Annotated in this window: 8 protein-coding genes; all 8 read right to left on the reverse strand. The window is 65.6% G+C overall.

Features of this window, described 5'->3' with window-relative positions; all coding sequences use genetic code 11:
* Window positions 1–13: 13 nt before the first annotated feature.
* On the reverse strand, window positions 14–283 hold the full coding sequence (locus tag CRP45_RS05850; RefSeq protein ID WP_097244101.1) for an acyl carrier protein: 270 nt from the start codon (window positions 281–283) through the stop codon (window positions 14–16).
* Between the two features lie 59 nt (window positions 284–342).
* Entirely contained in the window at window positions 343–1,140 is a 798-nt protein-coding gene (locus CRP45_RS05855) for a cupin-like domain-containing protein (RefSeq protein ID WP_097244102.1), read from the reverse strand.
* 50 nt (window positions 1,141–1,190) lie between these two features.
* Window positions 1,191–1,844: a hypothetical protein gene (locus CRP45_RS05860; protein WP_143861354.1), complete on the reverse strand. Its 654-nt coding sequence runs from the start codon at window positions 1,842–1,844 to the stop codon at window positions 1,191–1,193.
* Window positions 1,845–1,874: 30 nt separating this feature from the next.
* A complete protein-coding gene (locus tag CRP45_RS05865; protein WP_179830768.1) occupies window positions 1,875–8,138 on the reverse strand; it encodes a type I polyketide synthase in 6,264 nt (2,087 codons plus the stop codon).
* A gap of 73 nt (window positions 8,139–8,211) precedes the next feature.
* Window positions 8,212–9,264, reverse strand: a complete 1,053-nt coding sequence (locus CRP45_RS05870; RefSeq protein WP_245909931.1) for a 2OG-Fe(II) oxygenase family protein — start codon at window positions 9,262–9,264, stop codon at window positions 8,212–8,214.
* Window positions 9,265–9,391: 127 nt separating this feature from the next.
* Window positions 9,392–10,396 carry a 2OG-Fe(II) oxygenase family protein gene (locus CRP45_RS05875; protein WP_245909933.1) on the reverse strand — a complete coding sequence of 335 codons (1,005 nt, stop codon included), beginning with the start codon at window positions 10,394–10,396 and terminating at the stop codon, window positions 9,392–9,394.
* Window positions 10,397–11,524: 1,128 nt separating this feature from the next.
* On the reverse strand, window positions 11,525–11,929 hold the full coding sequence (locus CRP45_RS05880) for a hypothetical protein (RefSeq protein ID WP_143861355.1): 405 nt from the start codon (window positions 11,927–11,929) through the stop codon (window positions 11,525–11,527).
* A 457-nt stretch (window positions 11,930–12,386) separates the two neighbouring features.
* Window positions 12,387–17,849 carry an ATP-binding protein gene (locus tag CRP45_RS05885; RefSeq protein ID WP_097244106.1) on the reverse strand — a complete coding sequence of 1,821 codons (5,463 nt, stop codon included), beginning with the start codon at window positions 17,847–17,849 and terminating at the stop codon, window positions 12,387–12,389.
* Window positions 17,850–17,981 lie beyond the last annotated feature (132 nt).

Genomic DNA, 17,981 nt, shown 5'->3' on the forward strand with positions numbered 1-17,981 from the left:
CCTCCTTCCGCTTCTACTGCTTATCCTGCGTCGCCAAGAGTTTGTTGACGTACTCGAGCGCGAGCCGTGGAGTCCGGAGAATCTCTACGGTCTCGTTCGGCAACAGGATCGGCATGCGGACATGCCATTCCCGTTGTATTCGTTCTGCCAATTCGATCGTGCCAAGCGAGTCCAGGCCGAGGTCGCTGAAGGGCTCGTCGAGCGCCTTCTCGGTGAGTTCCAGGTCGACTCCCTCACATGCCCGGTACAGCCGACTCAGGTCGTCGAGGACGAACTCTCTCATCAGTGCTCCTTGTCGGGAAAGCGGCGCCGCCTGCGCCTGAACCGGATTGGATGACGAAATCAGCCGACAGTTTCATGACAGGTACACGCGGTGCCGCCGTCGAGGCGGGCGAGGTGTGCCAGGTGGCGCGCAGCGACCCGGATCGCGCACATCGCGACGTGTTCGTAGGTGCCGAAGAAGCCGCTCAACAGGATGCTGGCCGAGCGATTGTAGACTTCATGCCACCAATGATCTGGTACGTAAATTACATCTCCGGCCCCGAGTTCGACTTCGTACAGACTCTCTTCCGAAGTTCGCGTCGCGGCGGCTATCTCGACCAGCGGTAGGGCCGACAGGCGCGCCCATGGGTCGTACTTCGTCGACAACGCATCGGCCCGTTCGACGAAACCGGGAGGAGCGATGCGGAAACGCTTGTTCCCGCGGATTACCACGGCGATGTTTCCCAGTAGGTCGTAGTGAGCGCCGGTGCGCGCATCAGCGGGACCCACCCAGACTCCGGGAGGAGGCGAGAACACCCGCCGCGGGAAGAGCTCCTTTCGAGCAGATATGTCGGACCGCAGCTGCGGGAACCACCGCAGCAGGTTGAATTCTTTGAGGTACAAGGATTCCTCGCCGGAATCGTCGTTGGCGAGGAGCTCCATGTACGCTCCCAGCGTCGACTCGGTGAAGTGCGTCGCGGCGCTCTCCCGGTCTCCTCGAACCAATTCGATGGACAGCTCCGGCCGTAACCTTCCGAGGAAGTGAAATTCCCACCGCTGCACGGCAGGCCAGCCGGCGGCCAGCCCCGGAAAGAACGCAGGCTCTCGCTTGGCGATGTACTCGCTCAACGGCGCGGTCGCAGGTCGTAGCTGCGGCATATTTCCCTTCTCCCCTTCCCCTGCGTCTCGTGCAGTGGCCCGCAACTCGATCAAAGACTCCGATGGATGACTGCCCCGTAGTCGAGGGACTGCGGGTGCGGAAAGTAGTTGGGCTTGAGCGCGATGATCGTCCGGAAACCGTTCAAGTGGTAGTAGCGCAGCTGCCGATCCAGGGGCATCCCATCCTCATTTGTCGCATAGACATACGACGTGGGCGAACCCTCCGGATTGGCCTTGATCCATTCGCGTAGTCCAGGAACGGTCGACCCCCCGTACAGGTTCCGATAGCCCAGTAGTGCCAGTTGCGGCAAGAAGGAGCGAAACAGAGCTTCCGCCGCGCAGGCGCTGGTGCTGGTCAGACTCACGCCGAACAGACAGTCGGTACTGCCGGGCGGGGGCAATGGCGCGTAGGCGCACGCCCGCCAGCTTTCCGACTCGCGAATCGTCGTCATCGTGACGGGTCGAGCGAACATGGATGCGAGGAGCCTGCCCCCACTCCGCTCGAACGCGCCTGCGGCGTGCTGGGGTAGCTGATCGATTCTCTCGAACAATTCCTCCGCTGTCGCGCCCTGTTCGTGGTCCCACTTGGCGCGCTCCATGTCCACCAATTGATCCAGATCGGATAACCGAAGGTTTCGAACCTCGATATCGTTTCCGTCGACCGTTCGCGCGGAGACGCGCGGCATGTTGTCGCCTGTTGGCATTTGTTTTCCCTTCGAAAGCGATTACCCCATCTACGGGAGGTCGACGAGCCGGGAGCGACGGTCGTGGTCGAGAACCTCGTTGATGTAGACGGCGAGTCGAGTCGGAGTGGGATGGTCCAGGATGACCGCGACCGTGAGCCGGACGCCGGTGGCGCTGCTGAGCCGAGTGCGCAGTTCCACATTGGACAGCGAGTCGAACCCGGCGTCTCGGAAGGTGCGGTCCGCCGCGAGCGCGTCGGGATCCTGGTGTCCCAGCACGAGAGCGGCGTGGGTACGAATCAAGGCGGTCAGCGCTTTGACTCGTTCGCCGGGTGGCAGCTCGATGAGCTCCGGTCGCGGGAGGTCTTCCGCGGAGGAGCCGGACCCGTCGCCGGCAGACGAAGGCGTGAGTTGTCGAGGCAGATCGGCCAATACAGCAGCCAGCGGCGTACTGGGGTCCATGGGCGACAGCGCCGTCGCGGCGAGAAGAGGCTCGTCCAGCTCGAGTGCCATGTCGAAGATGGCCAGAGCGCCGGCGGTGTCGAGTGGGGCAAGACCGTGCCGGGCGAGACGTGCTCGGTCGGTGTCGTCGAGGTGGGCGGTGAGCGCACTGGATTGCTGCCACAGCCCCCACGCGATGGAGGTGGCAGGCAGGCCGACGCTGTGCCGGTAATAGGCAAGCGCATCGAGGAAGGCGTTCGCTGCCGCGTAGTTCGCTTGTCCGGCCGTGCCAACCACGTTGGCGATCGAAGAGTACATCACGAAAGCGCGCAGGTTCATTTCCGCGGTGAGCTCGTGGAGATGTCGCGCGGCGATCGCTTTGGACGACAGAACCCCGTGGAGTCGATCGAGAGTCAGGTCGGTGAACAGACAATCGTCCAAGATCCCTGCGGCATGAACGACAGCGCCGAGAGGGTGGCGCGACGGGATATTCCGGATCACCGCGGACAGAGCGGCGCGGTCTGAAACATCGCACGCCGCCAGGATGATCTCCGCACCCATCTCACTGAGTTCCTCTGCCAATTTCCGGGCCTCGGCCGCCTGGTCGCCCTGGCGACTGAGAAGGACGAGATGGCGACAACCGTGCGCGGTGACGAGATGGCGCGCGAGCAATCCACCCAGACTTCCCGTGCCGCCGGTTATCAGGACGGTCTCTTCGGGAACGAGCGAAACGGGTTGCGTCAGAACGAGCTTGCCCGTGCTGTGCCCCTGGCTGAGGTATCGCAGTATTTCCCGCGCGTGGCCGATGTTCCAGGCTTGGACGGACAGCGGGCTCAGAAGACCGTCTGCGAACAGCGAGTGGAGGTGGTCAAGGATTACCTCCACCTGGGATATGGGAAGTACCGCGATGTTGATACTCGCGTAGGTGATTTCGGGGTACCCGACGGTGACAGTGGCTGGATCTCTGAGGTCGGTCCTACCCATCTCCAGATAGATCCCGCCGGGCCGTAAGAGCCGTAGCGAAGCATCGACCGCTTCGCCAGCCAGGCTGCCGAGGACGACATCGACGCCGGTGGCACCGGTGACCTCGTTGAACTGGTGTTCGAACCCGAGGGTGCGGGAATCGGCGATCCGTTCTCGCGGGATCCCCATCGCCTCGACGACCCCCTGCTTCAAGAGACTTGCGGTCGCGTAGATCTCCGCTCCGAGCATGGCCGCGATCTGGACTGCGGCCATGCCCACTCCGCCCGCCGCCGAGTGAATCAGAACCCGCATGCCCGGTTTGACCTCCGCGAGCTCGACGAGCGCGTGGTAGGCCGTGAGGAAGACGATAGGCGCGCCGGCGGCCTGGGCATGACTCCAGTGCGCGGGCACGGTGAGCAGGGCACGTCGGTCGACGACGACGAAGGGTCCGTAGCCGCCCGGCCTCGATCCCGCGTGCAGCACCACCGCGGCGACCCGTGCACCGAGTTCTACGTCGCCGACCTGCTCGCCCACCTCCACGACTTCACCGGCCACTTCGAAACCGAGTGCGGTTTCGTCGAGGATGCCGAGAGCGACGAGGGGATCACGGAAGTTCACGCCGGTGGCCAGCACGCGGATCCGCACTTGGCCCGGCTCGAGCGGCACGGTGAGGTCGGGTGCCGGTGCGGCGATGACACTGTCCAAGGTCTTGTCCCGACCTCGGACCAGCCTCCATGGTTGCTCGATGGCGGGAGGCCGGAGCAGATCATCGAACGCCGGAGCGAGCCGTGGGACGAACGCCCGCGCGCCGCGCAGCGCCATCTGCGGATGGCCCGCGCCGATCGCGGCGATCATCAACCGGTGATCGAGCGGGCCGGTGTCGAGATCGATCAACTGCAGACGGCCCGGATTCTCGCTCAGGACCGAGCGCATCATGCCTGCGCATGCTGCTCCGATCGCGTCCGGCACGCTCTCGGCGAAGCTCGCGCTGTGGGCGCGGCGAGTGACGCAGACTATCAGCGATTTGTCGAGCGGACCTTCGGACAGAAGTGTCTGCGCATCGACCATCAGACGCGAAAGGTGTTCACGCAGTGCGGTTTCGCCTGGCAGCTCGTTCACCTGAGTCGAGGAACGAAGATCGAGCAAGACGACTTCCGGTACGCATCGCCCGTTCTGGAGCGCGAGGGACAACGAGCGGGCATCGGGGTGAACATCCGCGCCCGGAAGGTCACGGCGTGCGCCGACAACCGTCCATCGTGAACAATCCTCTTCCCTGTCGCTGCCCAAATCCACCGGCCGCCAGAGCAATCGGAACGCATGGCGAGCGCCAGTGGCGAGCATCCTGCGAAACCCACGCTCCGTCACCGGACGCAGGAGTAGATCTTGGAAATCCGCGACAGGGTTTCCCTCGGGATCGGTCACCCGAACGTGGTAGCGGTCCTGTCCGGCCGGGCTTATCGTGGCGCGCAGATCGGTGGCCCTCCGCGGCAGTATCCGCGCGGATCCGATCGAGTACGGCAAAACGGTGCCCCGCTCGGATCCGGTCAGCAGCAGAGCATGCAGGATCGAGTCGAGCAGAGCGGGATGAACAGGGAAACCCTCGGTGTGCGCGCGCTGTTGCTGCGCCGGACGGACTTCGACGTACAGCGTGGTGTCTTTGCTCCACACAGACGTCAGGTTCTGGAAGGCGAAACCGTAGCCGTAGCCCCTGTCTCTTAGCGCGCGATAGCATCCGTCCACAGAGACGCGACGACTGCCTCGCGGGGGCCACACTTGCTCCTGTGTGCCGTCCTCGGCATTGTCCTCGGTTTCCGCGGTGACTGTGTCGATGACTGTTGTCGCGGCTTCACCATGGCAGCGCCATGGCCCTCTGGCCCCGTGTTCGCGGGAGTGCAGGGTCACCCGGCGGCGGCCGTCCTTTCCCACCGGGCTGCACATCACCTGGATGTCGACTGCTGTGTCGGTAAGAAGCAAAGGAGAACTCAGGACCAGGTCCTGCACCCCGCTTCCGCCGGCCCTCGAAGCGCACCAGGCAAGAATTTCGACCGTCACGGTAGCCGGCACGACGACCCGGTCGAAGACCTTGTGGTCCGCCAGCCACGACTGTTCTTTCACATCGAGGTGGCCGATACACACCGTGCCGCCGTCGGAAAGTTCGGTGGTGGCGGTGAGCAACGGGTGATCCGCAACGTCGAAAGATCCCGCTCGCATAGTCCGTGCGGTACTCGTCGTGGGTAGCCAGTAGGACCGACGTTGAAGCGAATACGTGGGCAGGTCGACCTCGCGGGCACCGCGATACAGTGCCTCCCAATCGACATCGGCGCCCTGTGCGTGCGCGGCGGCGACGGCGGCGAGAAAGTCCGCACCTCCTCCTCGCCCGCGCTGAAGCGTGCCCGTGACCCCGGCGTCGATGTCGCCCGCGGAGGCGATTTCGGCGATGGCGCCGGTCAGTACGGGATGCGGCGACACCTCGATGAATTGCCGATATCCCGCGGTCAGCGCACGACGTATCGCGTCGTCGAAATGCACAGTCCGGTGGAGGTTTTCGAACCAGTACGAAGCATCCAGGCTGGTCGAATCGACGATCTCGCCGGTGGTCGAGGAGATGATGGGCAGCCGGGCTTCACGCGGTGTGATCCCCGCGAGATCGGCGAGTATACGATCGCGCAGCGTCTCCATATGCCGGGTGTGGGAAGCGTAATCCACGGGTAGTAGCCGACTCTCGACTCCGTCGTGTTCGCACTGCTGCAGAAACCGCGTCATCGCTTCGGCATCGCCGGCAACCACGGTGGCCGACGGTCCATTGACCACCGCCACCTCGAGCCGGTCGTTCCACCGCGACAGCAATTCCCGCGCGCGGTCGGCGGGCATCACCAGGGACGCCATGGCCCCTCGCCTGTCGACGGCCCGCAGAGCGGCGCTGCGCAGCGCAACCACGCGGGCGGCCCCATCGAGTGTGAGGGCTCCGGCTACATGAGCTGCGGCGATCTCGCCCTGACTGTGCCCGATGACGGCGGCGGGAGTAACACCGAGGCTCTGCCACAATTCGGCCAGCGACACGTACATGGCGAACAGGACCGGCTGGATCACCTCGGCACGCTCGACTGGCGCATTCCGTTCTCCGCGCAACACTTCCATGACGTCGAAGTCCGCGTAGGGTCTCAGAGCCTCGGCGCAGCGTGCCATCGATCGAGCGAAAACGGGCGAGTCGGCAAGCAGCCGGGTTCCCATCCCGACCCATTGCGACCCTTGGCCAGGGAAGACGAAAACCGGACCCGGTCCGTGCCTCACCTGCCCCACGGCAACGCCGAGCGGGGCCGGTACCGCCGCCGCGGCGAAGGCATCCAGCCTCGCGATCAGTTCCTCTTTCCCGCCTCCGGTGACAACAGCTCGATGCGTCAGAGCGCTGCGCGTGGTGCCCAGCGACCAGCTGAGATCCACCTCGGAGAGGTCCCGCCGGCTCCGCACATGCTGAGCCAGCGCCGCGGCTTGGGCGACGAGAGCGGACGGCGACGCCGCATACAGCGGCAACATCGGCATTTGCTGCCGCAACGGAGAAGGCTCGCGCCGGCGCGGGGTCTGATGCCTGACATGGGCAGGCGCAGGAGCCTCTTCGAGGATCACGTGGGCGTTGGTGCCGGTGATCCCGTACGACAGGACGCCGGCGCGACGCGGTTCGGTCGTTCGCGGCCAGGGACGAGGCTGACGCAGCAGCCGCATCCCCCCTGCCGACCAGTTCACCCCCGCGATGGGGTTCTCCACATGCAGCGTGGCGGGCAACCGCTCGTGTTGTAGCGCCAGCACCATCTTGATGAGACCCGCGAGACCGGCTGCGGCCAGTGTGTGGCCGATGTTCGATTTGACCGAACCTACCCACAACGGGTCGTCCGCGGAGTGGTGCCGTGCGTAACTGGTCTGCAGAGTCGCGGCCTCGGTGGCGTCGCCGAGCGGGGTTCCTGGACCGTGCGCTTCGATCGCGCCGATGTGCTGGGGAAGCAAACCGGCGTCGTCGAGTGCGGCATCGATCACCGCCTGCTGCGCACGCCCGTTCGGCGCCTGCAGAGTGGCACTGGCCCCGTCCTCGTTGACCGCGCTGCCTCGGATCACCGCAAGCACCGGCTTCCCGAGGAGTTCGGCCCGCTCCAACGGCATCAAGACCAACGACGCGACACCCTCTGCCGGAGCGAATCCGTTGCCGTCCGCGGAGAACCCGCGTGAGTACCCATCCACCGAAAGGACCCTGTGCCGCGAATATCGTGCCAGCATCGAAGGATCGGAAATCGCGGTGGCACTGCCGACGATCGTTACGTCACACTCACCTGACCGGAGTGCTCGAATCGCCAAGTGCACGGCCACCAGAGCGGACGAGCAGGCTGTATCCACTGTGATGGCAGGGCCGTTCAGGCCAAGGGCATAGGCGATCCTTCCCGAGGTCGCACTCAGCATCGTGCCCATCAGCAGATGCCGTTCCAGGCCAGGGATTCTCGAGCCCGCAAGGCCGTAATAGCTGTCGGTCGCCCCGACATAAACGCCGGAGCGGAGACTGCTCAACGACCGTGGGCTCAAGCGCGCACGTTCCAGCGCCAGCCAAGAACTTTCCAGCAGCATCCGTTGTTGCGGATCCATCGAAGCGGCCTCACGCGGGCCGATCCCGAACAAGGTCGCATCGAAGTCGCCGATATTCCGTAGGAAGCCACCCCGCTGGATATACGTGGATCCCTCGACGGACGGGTCCTCGTTGTACACGCGACGAAGATCCCACCCACGTTCCGTGGGAAGGTCGAAGGAGACGTGTCGCCCTTCGGAAAGAATCTTCCAATACCCATCCGGATCATCGGCACCGGGGAAACGACAGTCCATGCCTACGATCGCAATCAATCTGCCCAGCCCGGAGTCTCTGTGGTCAATCATGGCACCATTCATTCATCGCGATTACGCACAAGCTCGAACCGAATGTCAGGAAGAGATCTCGCCCGGAACGCGTCTATGCGTCGTAGTCCACATATTTGCCGGCCAGCTTCGCCATGAAGTCCTTGGCGCCGATGGGGCTGTACTTCGGGCTGCAGCCCGGCCAGACCTCGAGAACCGAAGCTTCGCGGGGCAGAACGAGATACGGAACAGAGATCCGGGACACCGCCCGGTGCCCGGGCTCCCGGGGCGCGCACACACGATGCGAACACGACCGAAAACGATCGTTGCTGACCATTTGGAGCCAATCGCCGCTGTTCAAGATCATGGACCCCTCGGGGGCGGTGACCCTGCTCCAGGTTTTGCGCTGAGGGTGAAAAACCTGCAATCCCTCGATCGGATTGGCCGGCAGCAAGGTGATCAGGCCGTAGTCTTCGTGGGTCATGAAACGACCCGGGTTCTCGGCACCACTGTCTCGGCCTTCGAAGGGCGGGTAGTGGTTGATCCTCAGCACGCCATTCGGTGGTGAGAGTTCCTCGTCGTAGATCGACGGATCGATGTTCAGATACCGGAGCAAGGCCCGCACGAGCGGGAGAGTCAATTCCTCGCACGCCTGCCAATACGGCCGCAACCCAGCTTCGAACTTCTCATCCGGCCAGAAGGTCAAGGCCTTGTCGTAGTCCTCGCCGGGCAGACGGAAGGAATCGCGAAAGAACTCCCACGCTTCCACGGCATTCGGCCGCGTCGGTGTCCACTGTTGGACCGCGAAGTACCCACGACGGAATGCTCCGCCGTACACGTAGTCCGTCGCGGCGAATTTCAGCTTCTGCTCCTCGGGCACCGAGGCGAACAGTTCCAATGCACAGGCATCGGTGGCCCGAAGCGAGTCGGTATCGATTCCATGGTTGATCAATATCGCGAGCCCGGTATCCTCCATGGCTCGACCGAGCATATCGACGAAGCGCCTCTGGGCGGTCGCATCGCCTTTCAGGTCGGACATATCACAGACCGGCGCGGCGAAACTGTCGTCGAACACGTCGTCGGGGCTTTCCTCGAGCGTGTAGTCGAGGTCTTTGTCCACCACCCCGAACTTGCGGAGTTCCTTGTTGACATTGTCGTCGATATCCACGTTGTCCCCTCCAGAAGAATTAGCGCCGTCAACGGGCGATGATTTTGCTCGCTGCGCCGAGTGGGCAAGACAGTCCGGGACCTTTCACCACCGAGCTGCCGGTACGTCGATCCGAGCGCCGAAGATCTCAGCGGTCCAGATACCTGGCTGCCAGCCTCATCATGAAATCCCGGCCACTGATGGGCTGATATTTCGGCTGGAAGCCCGGCAATACTTCCACGATCGACGTTTCGTGTGGATGAACGACATACGGAATGGTGAGGCGCGGCACGGCCCGCTGGGCACGGTCGCGAGGCACGCTGACGCGATGGGTGCAGGAATGGAAATGGTCGTTGCTGATCATTTTCAGCCAGTCGCCGCTGTTCAATACAAAAGACCCGGCCGGCGCACGGAGCCTGCTCCACGTCTTGTTCCGAGGGTGGTAGAGCTGCAGTCCCTCGACCGGGGTGGCCGGCAGCAGCGTGATCAAACCATAGTCCTCGTGGGCGATCACACGGCCCGTCTTTCCGGAATCTGCCACGGCATCGTCGATCGGCGGGTAGTGATTGAACCTCAGCACGCTGTTCGGTGGAGAAAGTTCATCGTCGTACAACGAAGGGTCGACGCCCAAATATCGGAACATCGCGTGCACGAGCGGAAGCACCAGCCGCTCACAAGCCTGCCAATAGGGCCGCAGCGCGACTTCGAATCGCTCGTCCGGCCAAAAGGTGAGGGCCTTTTCCGCATCTTCCCCCGGAATACGGAAAGCCGCTTTGTCGAGTTCCCACGCTTCTACCGAATTCGGCAGCGAAGGCGTACTTTCCTGGAGCGGAATGTACCCCATCTGTAACGGCTCTCCGAAAGTGCAGTCCGACGCGACGAATCTCAGCTTTTGTTCGAGGGGCGTCGTCGTGAACATCTGCAGCGCCGCGTCTGCGGCTCTCGGCAGAACCGCTTCGGCTCCGTGGTTGATCAAGATAGCGAGTCCGACGTCCGCCATTGCCGCGCCGAGTCGATCGATGAATCGAGCTTGTGCCGCCGCATCGCCGTCGAGGTCCGAGATGTCGCAGACTTGCGGCTCGAAACTGTCGTCGAACACATCGTCGGGGTTTTCGACGAGTGAATACTCCAGATTTTCGAGATCGTTCTCCACGACTGCGAATTCGGTGTTTCTTGTATCGGATATATTTGCACCCACGCGAGCCCCCTACAAGATGTTCGATCAGGCGTCCGGGCAGTGATCCACGCGGTGGCTGGATAAGCTCGAGAAAGATCATTTAAGGTGGAACTACTGCGTAGATCAAGGTTGCCTCACCACAGATACGCTGTCAATAGCCACCGTACAAGTGACAAGGTGCGAAGAATTTGCTGCGCCAAAGGCTATATTTCAGCAATCGAACTATCCAGTCGGACAGGTCGTCCGGTCCGTAAGCATTTCTCGATGCACAAGGATTCGCAATCGGGCGAACGCAACCAGCGTGCCGCGTATTGTTGCCGGCTGCCGGCGCAAACGGTCCACCGACCCCGGGAATACATGGCAATAGCTGTCGCGTCACCGATCCGTTGCCATTTCTCTGCTCAGGCCAGCAGTAGCCGAGTCCAGGCGTTGGTTTTCGAGACTGTCGCTGGACAATCGTCGAGAAGTTCGACGGCTCGTGTGGGCGCAGGAAAACAATAGCGATTCGTCCCTCCATGCCCTGCTGAGCAGAAGGTGCCCGGCTATCAGCGCTGGGGCGAGGAATGCCGTTGTTATCGTGCGATAAGTGAACTCCCGCTTCGTCGTAGTTACGTTGGTATTGATGTGCGACTTCGCCAGGAGGCGCGGTCGGTATGCCATCCGATGGTGACCTCGCCGCCCGACGTGTTGGGCGAGACGGGCAACTCGGCGTCACCTTCACCTCGGTGGTGGGCATCGACGACTGCCCTCGCTCGCCATGGACCATTCTACGGCGATAGGCCTTGCGGCAGTGGACATTCGGCCATACGCAAGCCGATCCCGGTTTCGCCAACGTCCCCGAGTTGGCCCGAAAATCGCTGCCCGAGCGTAGTTTTCGCGCCCAAGAGGGTGCGGCGGCCGGAGACTATCCGCGATCGGGTGCGATCGCCGCCGGGTCCGCGCTCCGCCGGCGCCGCCGAATCGCAAGGCCTCCGCCCGTGCGCCTCTGCCCGACAGCCGGACTCGCGAGGTATCCAGGACCGACTGGACCAAGACCGGCGCCGACGGCGACCCGGCATGGCGCCGCTCAGGACGCGGCGATCTCGTCTCCCCGCGGACCCGCCACTACGGCACGGTGAACTTCTTCGCCTGTCCGGAGACCACGATGCCGTCGCGGTCGACGAGCGCCACCCGTACCTGTGCTTCGGAACCCGAGGTCGGCTGGGGCTGGCTGGGATCCGCCGTCAGGGGGACGGTGGTGCTCTGCGGGGAACCGTCGCAGTCGACGGAGCTTTGAATGCCCTGGGCGGCGGGACGGTCGGCGTTGGGGTCGCCCATCATCGCCTGAATGCTCACCACCCCGGCGGAGTCGTCACAGCTGTAGTCGACCTGGATCATGTTCGATCCGGCGCCGGTGATGTCGAGGGTCGTGCCGGCGAGCGCGGGAGCGGCAGCCACCACCGAGGCCGCGGCCATAGCGGTGAAGACAACAGCGATGCCGGCAGGGCGCCGGGAGTTCGGGGTAGTCATTCGTTCCTCCTGTGTGGCGGACATAGATCGCGGAACACAACGGAAGAGACGCAGTGCGCATCGCACCGCCCGCATCCATGGTCCAGCCCATTCCCCGCCTGCAGTGGGTAAACCGCTCGAATAGCCCGTCGCGGCGGTGTGCGCCTGGTTGCGCTTCCATGCCGTGCCGTGGCCGGTGCCCAGGATCCTGCCGGATCGAGCGATGCGCTATATCACAGGCTGATCGCGCCGCCGCCCCGCAGGTGCCGAATCACTGTGCGGCGCGGGGGCCGCCTGGCTGCGTCGCGGCGTTCACGAGCTGTCGATAGAGTCGCGCCAGGTCGCCACAACGCGACCTCGGCTTCAGCCGAATCCGATCGCAGCGAAAGATCAGCGGAAGACGGTCGAAGGTGCTCTCGTCCGCCCTCTCGGTTGCTCACCGCCGAACGGCAGCGAGCAACCGAGAGGACATAGAGGATCACCCAGGCAGACCCGCCTCGATGGCGGCGATGATGCGGGGGCGCATGTCGGAGGCGCTGATGATGGCGTCCACCGAACCGACCTCGACGGCGCGCTGGATATCGTGCACGCGATCGAATTCCGCCGCGACGTCACCGAGCTTCTCGGCGCGCACCGACGAGCGGATCTCGTCGAGCTCCGCGGTCAGGGTCATGCGGTCGGCGCCGGTCGCGTCCGCTGCCCGCGCCTCCAAGGCCCGCACTCGTGGATCCGCCGCGGTGCGAGCGTCGACCTCGCCGGAGAACACCACCGCCGCCGCCGGTGCGCCGCCGAGCACCGAGGCGAACGAACCTTCCAGCGCAAGCACGGTCATGTTCGGGTTCAGCGCCTTCGAGAACACCACGAACGCGCCGCCGTGGTAGCGGGAGATCACGCAGAACACGATGGGTCCCTGGAAGTTAACGATCGCGCGACCGATCTCGGCGCCGTACTCGAGCTGCAACTTCCGCATCGATTCCGGTGAGCCGTCGAAGCCCGACAGGTTCGCCAATACCACAAGGGGCCGATTGCCGCTGGCCGCGTTGATCGCTCGCGCCGCCTTCTTCGACGACCGCGGGAACAGCGTGCCCGCCGTGTAGGTGTCCGGGCCGTCGGTGGACGGGAAGCCGCGCCTCGGCACGCTTCGGGATTCGATGCCGAGCAGACACACCGGGATGCCGCCGAGCCGCGCGTCCTGCACCACCGCGGTCTCGGCGTCGGCCATGCCCGCCCAGCGTTCCAGCACCGGGTGGTCCTGGTCGGACAGCGCCCGCATCACGGTCCGGATGTCGAAGGGCTTCTTGCGGTCCGGGTTGGCGGTGGCGGAGAAGATCTCGCCGACGGTCGTGAAGTCGCTGTCCGCCATGACATGCGGGAAGTCGCAGACGTCGCGATCGAGCGGGTCGGCGGTCGCCGACCGCCGCGGCGACTGCTCACCGGGAGCCACATAGGTGTGGTCGTAGTGCGACATCAGCACATCGCGTGCGGCGAGCAGGTTCGGCGCCCAGTACTGGGCCTGGCCGTTGGGGCCCATCACCCGGTCGTAACCGCCGATGCCGAAGTTGTCCTCGGCCGACACACCGCCGGAGAAGTCCAGCGACTGCTTGCCGGTGAGCACCATCGCGGAGTCCGGTGTCATCACCAGGATGCCCTTGGTGTGCATGAGCATCGTCGCCTCGGCGTTCCAGTACGGCTGGGCGCCGACATTGATGCCCGCGACCACGATGTTGATCTCGCCGCCGTCCTGGGTGAACTCGACGATCCGCTTGAGCGCCGCCGCCACCCAGTCCATGTTCTCGGTGCCCGACTCCATCGAGATCCGGGCGCCCGAGGACAGCGCGTACCACTCCAGCGGAACCCGCATCCGTTCGGCGAGGTCCAGCGCGGCGATCACCCGGCGGCATTCCGGTTCGGACAGCGCGCCGAGCGATTTCGTGGGATCACCGAGCAACACCACCCTGGTGACGCCGTCGGGATGCTGCTCGGTCGGCGTGGTGACCACACCGGCGACGAGCGCGGCAGTGTTGCGTCCCTTGGGCCGGTCGACCGGGACGAGCGTGTGGGTGTCGTCGAGGTCGTATTCGGCGAATTCGCCGAGCAGCCCGGTCAGTTCGTACGGGTACACGGTGTTGCGGCTGCTTGCGCGTAGCACCTTCTGCCGGTACGCGTCGAGCGGCTCGACTACCTCGTCGGTCCGTTCCCCGATGGTCACCGTGGTGCCGCCGGTGACGTCGAAGGCGACCCGCACGACGATCTTGACCAACTCGCCGGTCTCCGGATCGGGCTGGCGCGCGATGAGGAGCAACTCCTCCAGCCCGGCGCCCACGGTCGTGGCTTCCACGCGCTCGATGATCGACTCCAACTCGGCGCGGGTGAGGTCGAGCGGCGGCCAGACGTACATCACGATCCGATTGGTGTTCAGGCGTTTGCCCGACGGCCGCCGGGACTGCGCGCGCCGAATCGCGTCGACGCAGGCGGTGATGGTGCTCTCGGCCGTCGGCAGCGCGAGCAACCTGCCATCCTGCTCGCGCAGTGCGGCCAGGTCACGGACCTGCGTGAACGCGACGAGTCGCTCGTCCGACGGGTTCTCCTTCGCGACGCAGCGGAACAGGTAGACCTCTTCGTCCGAGGACGGCAGGCGGGTGAGGTCGAACTTGCGCAGCCGCTTCAACTGCATCCGCTCCGCGATGTACGGGTGCAAGCCGCGGATCAGTCGCTCCTCGGCCAATCCGGTGGCCGACGGGCGGAAGGTGAAGTGGTGGTGCATCACCGCGCCGCCGCTACCGGCGACCGTCGCGGTGATGCGGGACACCTGATTCGGCAGCGGTTGTGCGCTGAGCACCTCCTGCAAAGCCTCGGCCATCGCGTCGAAGTCTTCCGGCTGCTTCTCCCAGCCGAGGTAGATGTCGGCCTCGATGGACGCGGCGCCGCTCGCCAGTTCGGCGAGCCCACGCAGGACGGTGGCGAGGGCGTCGAAGCGCACGGCGGCCGAGACAAGGGACAGGCCACGACGCTCGGCGATCACGAACGTGCAGCCACCGACCTCGCGGGTCCGCACGTCGGCGAGGCCCTTGTTGCCGTAGTACCGCCGGGTCAGCACCTCGAGCATGACCGAGTTGTCCGCGCTTCCGCGCGCCAGCCGCTGGCCGAGCAGCCGCACCAGCGGCTCGGTGCTGCGCACCATCTCGGCGAGGCGCTCACCGCGATCGGGGGCGTCCGGGTGCGCGTCCAGGTGGTTCAGGTGCTTGCGCACATCGGCGTACACGCGGGCGCGATTGCGCCGCAGCAGCGGCTGGCCGAACCAGGCGTACACCACCCCGCGGGTGAGGTCCGCGATCACGGGGAAGCGCACCTGCGTCGCGGCCACCAGCCGCTCCAGCGTCAGACCGACGGGCTCGCGCAGCGCGCGGTCCGGCACCGGCTCCCGCAGCCACTCGCGCAGCAATGTCGTCATGATCGTGACGGTGTCGGCCGGACGTTGCTGGGCGAGGAAGATCCGGAAGACCGCGGCCTCGAGCTCGGGGGTGCGCTCCAGATCGGTCACGCCGTAGTGCGCGAGCGCCTTGGAAAGTTTGGCCTGGTACGACGCGGGCAGTCCGGCCCGCTCGACATCGAGGCTCTGCAGGTAGGTGTGGAAGTACTCGCGGGCACTGTGGACGTGGCTCTGGCCGCCGTCCTCGTCCCAGGACCGGTTGTGGCTCAGTTCGGCGAGGTCGGCGAACACCTGCACGAGCTCGAGTTCCTCGGCGAGGGGCCTGCGATTGTCGGCGATGGCGGCCCGGCGCGCGGCGAGGTAGTCGTCGACCACCCGGCGGTCGTCGTGCGGGTCGACATCGAAGCCGAGCAGCAGGCTGCGCAGATCCTGCTGGCCGCGGGTCAGGCGCACATGCGGTTGAACCGAGGCGGGCTCGCCGGGCAGATCCAGCTCGACCGATCCGGCCGCCGCGGCGCCCGAGTCCTCGTCGTCTTCGGCGAGCGGTTCCAGCCGCAGCAGGGGCGCGCCGGTCTCGACCTGCGTGCCGACGGAAACAGCGCACTCCTTCAACCGGGCACGGAACGGCGCGCGCAGCACGGTTTCCATCTTCATGCTTTCCAGCACCAGGACCGGCGCGCCCGCCTCGACCTCGTCGCCGATCTCCAGCGGCGCGGCCACGACGAGCGCGGGGGCCGGGGAGCGGACGACGCCGCCCTCGTCGCGGCTGATCCGATGCGCGACACCGTCGACGTCGACCATGTGGATGGGGCCGTGCGTGCCGGTGATCAAGCGGTACCTGGCGCCGTTGACGACGATCTGCCCGGAGTGCCGGTCGAAGCGTTCGAGATCCACGTCGGCGGTGCGAATATCGCCACCCGCCTCGACACCGACACGGAACCGATGGGCGCCGATGCGTGCGACGCGCACGCGGTAGCCGACTCCGCGCAACTTGAGGTCGCGCGGCCTGCCGCTCTCGTGCTGCACCTGGGGCCGCCCGCCGGCCGCCGTGGACAGCAGACGATGCCGCTCCACCCGCTCGTCCTCCTCGTAGGCGTCGATGGCGGCAGCGGCCAGCGCGACGGTGGAGTGCCGGTGCGAGACGAGACGGCCTTCGGCGCGAACACGGTCGATCCAGCCGGTGTCGGCGCTGGCATCGAGTACCTCGGGCTGGGTCAGCAGGTCGAGCACGAAGCTCTTGTTGGTCACGCCGCCCTCGATGACGACCCTGGTCTGCGTCAGCGCCCTGCGCAGCCTGGCGAGGGCCTCGTCACGATCGCGGCCGTAGGCGATGATCTTCGCGATCATCGAGTCGAAATCGGCGGGAATCGTGTCGCCCTCGCTGACTCCGGTGTCGACGCGGATGCCGGGTCCGGCAGGCAGATCCAGCCGCGCGATGCGACCGGGGGCGGGCGCGAAATCGCGGTCGGGGTCCTCGGCGTTGAGCCGGGCCTCGATGGCGTGCCCGCGTTCCGCGGGAGGTTCACCCTCGAGCCTGCCGCCGGACGCGACGACCAGCTGGGCCCTGACCAGGTCGAAGCCGGTGGTGGACTCGGTGATCGGATGCTCGACCTGCAGGCGGGTGTTGACCTCGAGGAAGGCGAACTGCTTGTCACCGGGGTGGTACAGGAACTCCACGGTCGCGGCGCCGCGGTAGCCGACGGCGATCGCCAGCCGCTCGGCCGACGCCTTGAGCTCGGCCGCCTGCTCGGGGAGCAGCACCGGCGACGCCGACTCCTCGATGATCTTCTGGTTGCGCCGCTGCACGGAGCAGTCGCGGACGCCGAGCGCCCACGCGGTGCCCTGGCCGTCCGCGATCACCTGCACCTCGACGTGCCGGGCGCCGGTGACCAGCCGCTCCAGGAAGACAACGCCGCTGCCGAAGGCGCGGGCGGCTTCCTGCCGGGTGCGCTCGTATGCGTCGACGAGTTCGGCTTCGTTCGTGATGACGCGGATACCGCGGCCGCCGCCGCCCGCGGTCGCCTTCAGCATCAGCGGGTAGCCGATCTCGGCCGCGGACGCCAAGGCGGCGTCCACGTTCTCGACCGCGCCGCGGCTCCACGGCGCGACCGGCACGCCGACCTCCTCGGCGATCAGCTTCGCGCCGATCTTGTCGCCGAGCTTGCGCATGGCCTCCGGGCTCGGGCCGATGAAGGTGACGCCGATCTGCTCGCACAGCTCCGCGAACGCCGGGTCCTCCGCGACGAAACCCCAACCGACCCAAGCGGAGTCGGCCTCGGTCGCCACCAGCGCGCGCTCGAGCGACTTGAGATCCAGGTACGGGCGCGCGGACGCCGCACCGAGGTCGTAGGCGATGTCGGCCTCCCGCACGAACGTCGCGTTCCGGTCCACGTCGGTGTACAGAGCGACGGTTTCGATCGGTAGCCCGGTTTCCGCTGCCAGATCTCGAGCTGCGTGGATGAGGCGCATGGCGGCCTCTCCCCTGTTCACGATGGCGATGCGGTTGAACACTCGCCGGCTCCTTTCCCAGAACTGGCCCGGTCGGGCGGGTTGCGACTACCGGTCAGGCGTAGTGTGCACCTCCGTTTCCGCTGGTGCACGGCGTGTGGCTGTTACCCACGCGTAGCGTGGGAAATGTCTCCG

The organism is Nocardia amikacinitolerans, from assembly GCF_900215415.1.
GTDB lineage: Bacteria > Actinomycetota > Actinomycetes > Mycobacteriales > Mycobacteriaceae > Nocardia > Nocardia amikacinitolerans.

Coding starts and splice junctions, on each gene's coding strand:
- CRP45_RS05850 (WP_097244101.1), bottom strand. CDS start 283: ATGAGAGAGTTCGTCCTCGACGACCTGAGTCGGCTGTACCGGGCATGT.
- CRP45_RS05855 (WP_097244102.1), bottom strand. CDS start 1,140: ATGCCGCAGCTACGACCTGCGACCGCGCCGTTGAGCGAGTACATCGCC.
- CRP45_RS05860 (WP_143861354.1), bottom strand. CDS start 1,844: ATGCCAACAGGCGACAACATGCCGCGCGTCTCCGCGCGAACGGTCGAC.
- CRP45_RS05865 (WP_179830768.1), bottom strand. CDS start 8,138: ATGATTGACCACAGAGACTCCGGGCTGGGCAGATTGATTGCGATCGTA.
- CRP45_RS05880 (WP_143861355.1), bottom strand. CDS start 11,929: ATGACTACCCCGAACTCCCGGCGCCCTGCCGGCATCGCTGTTGTCTTC.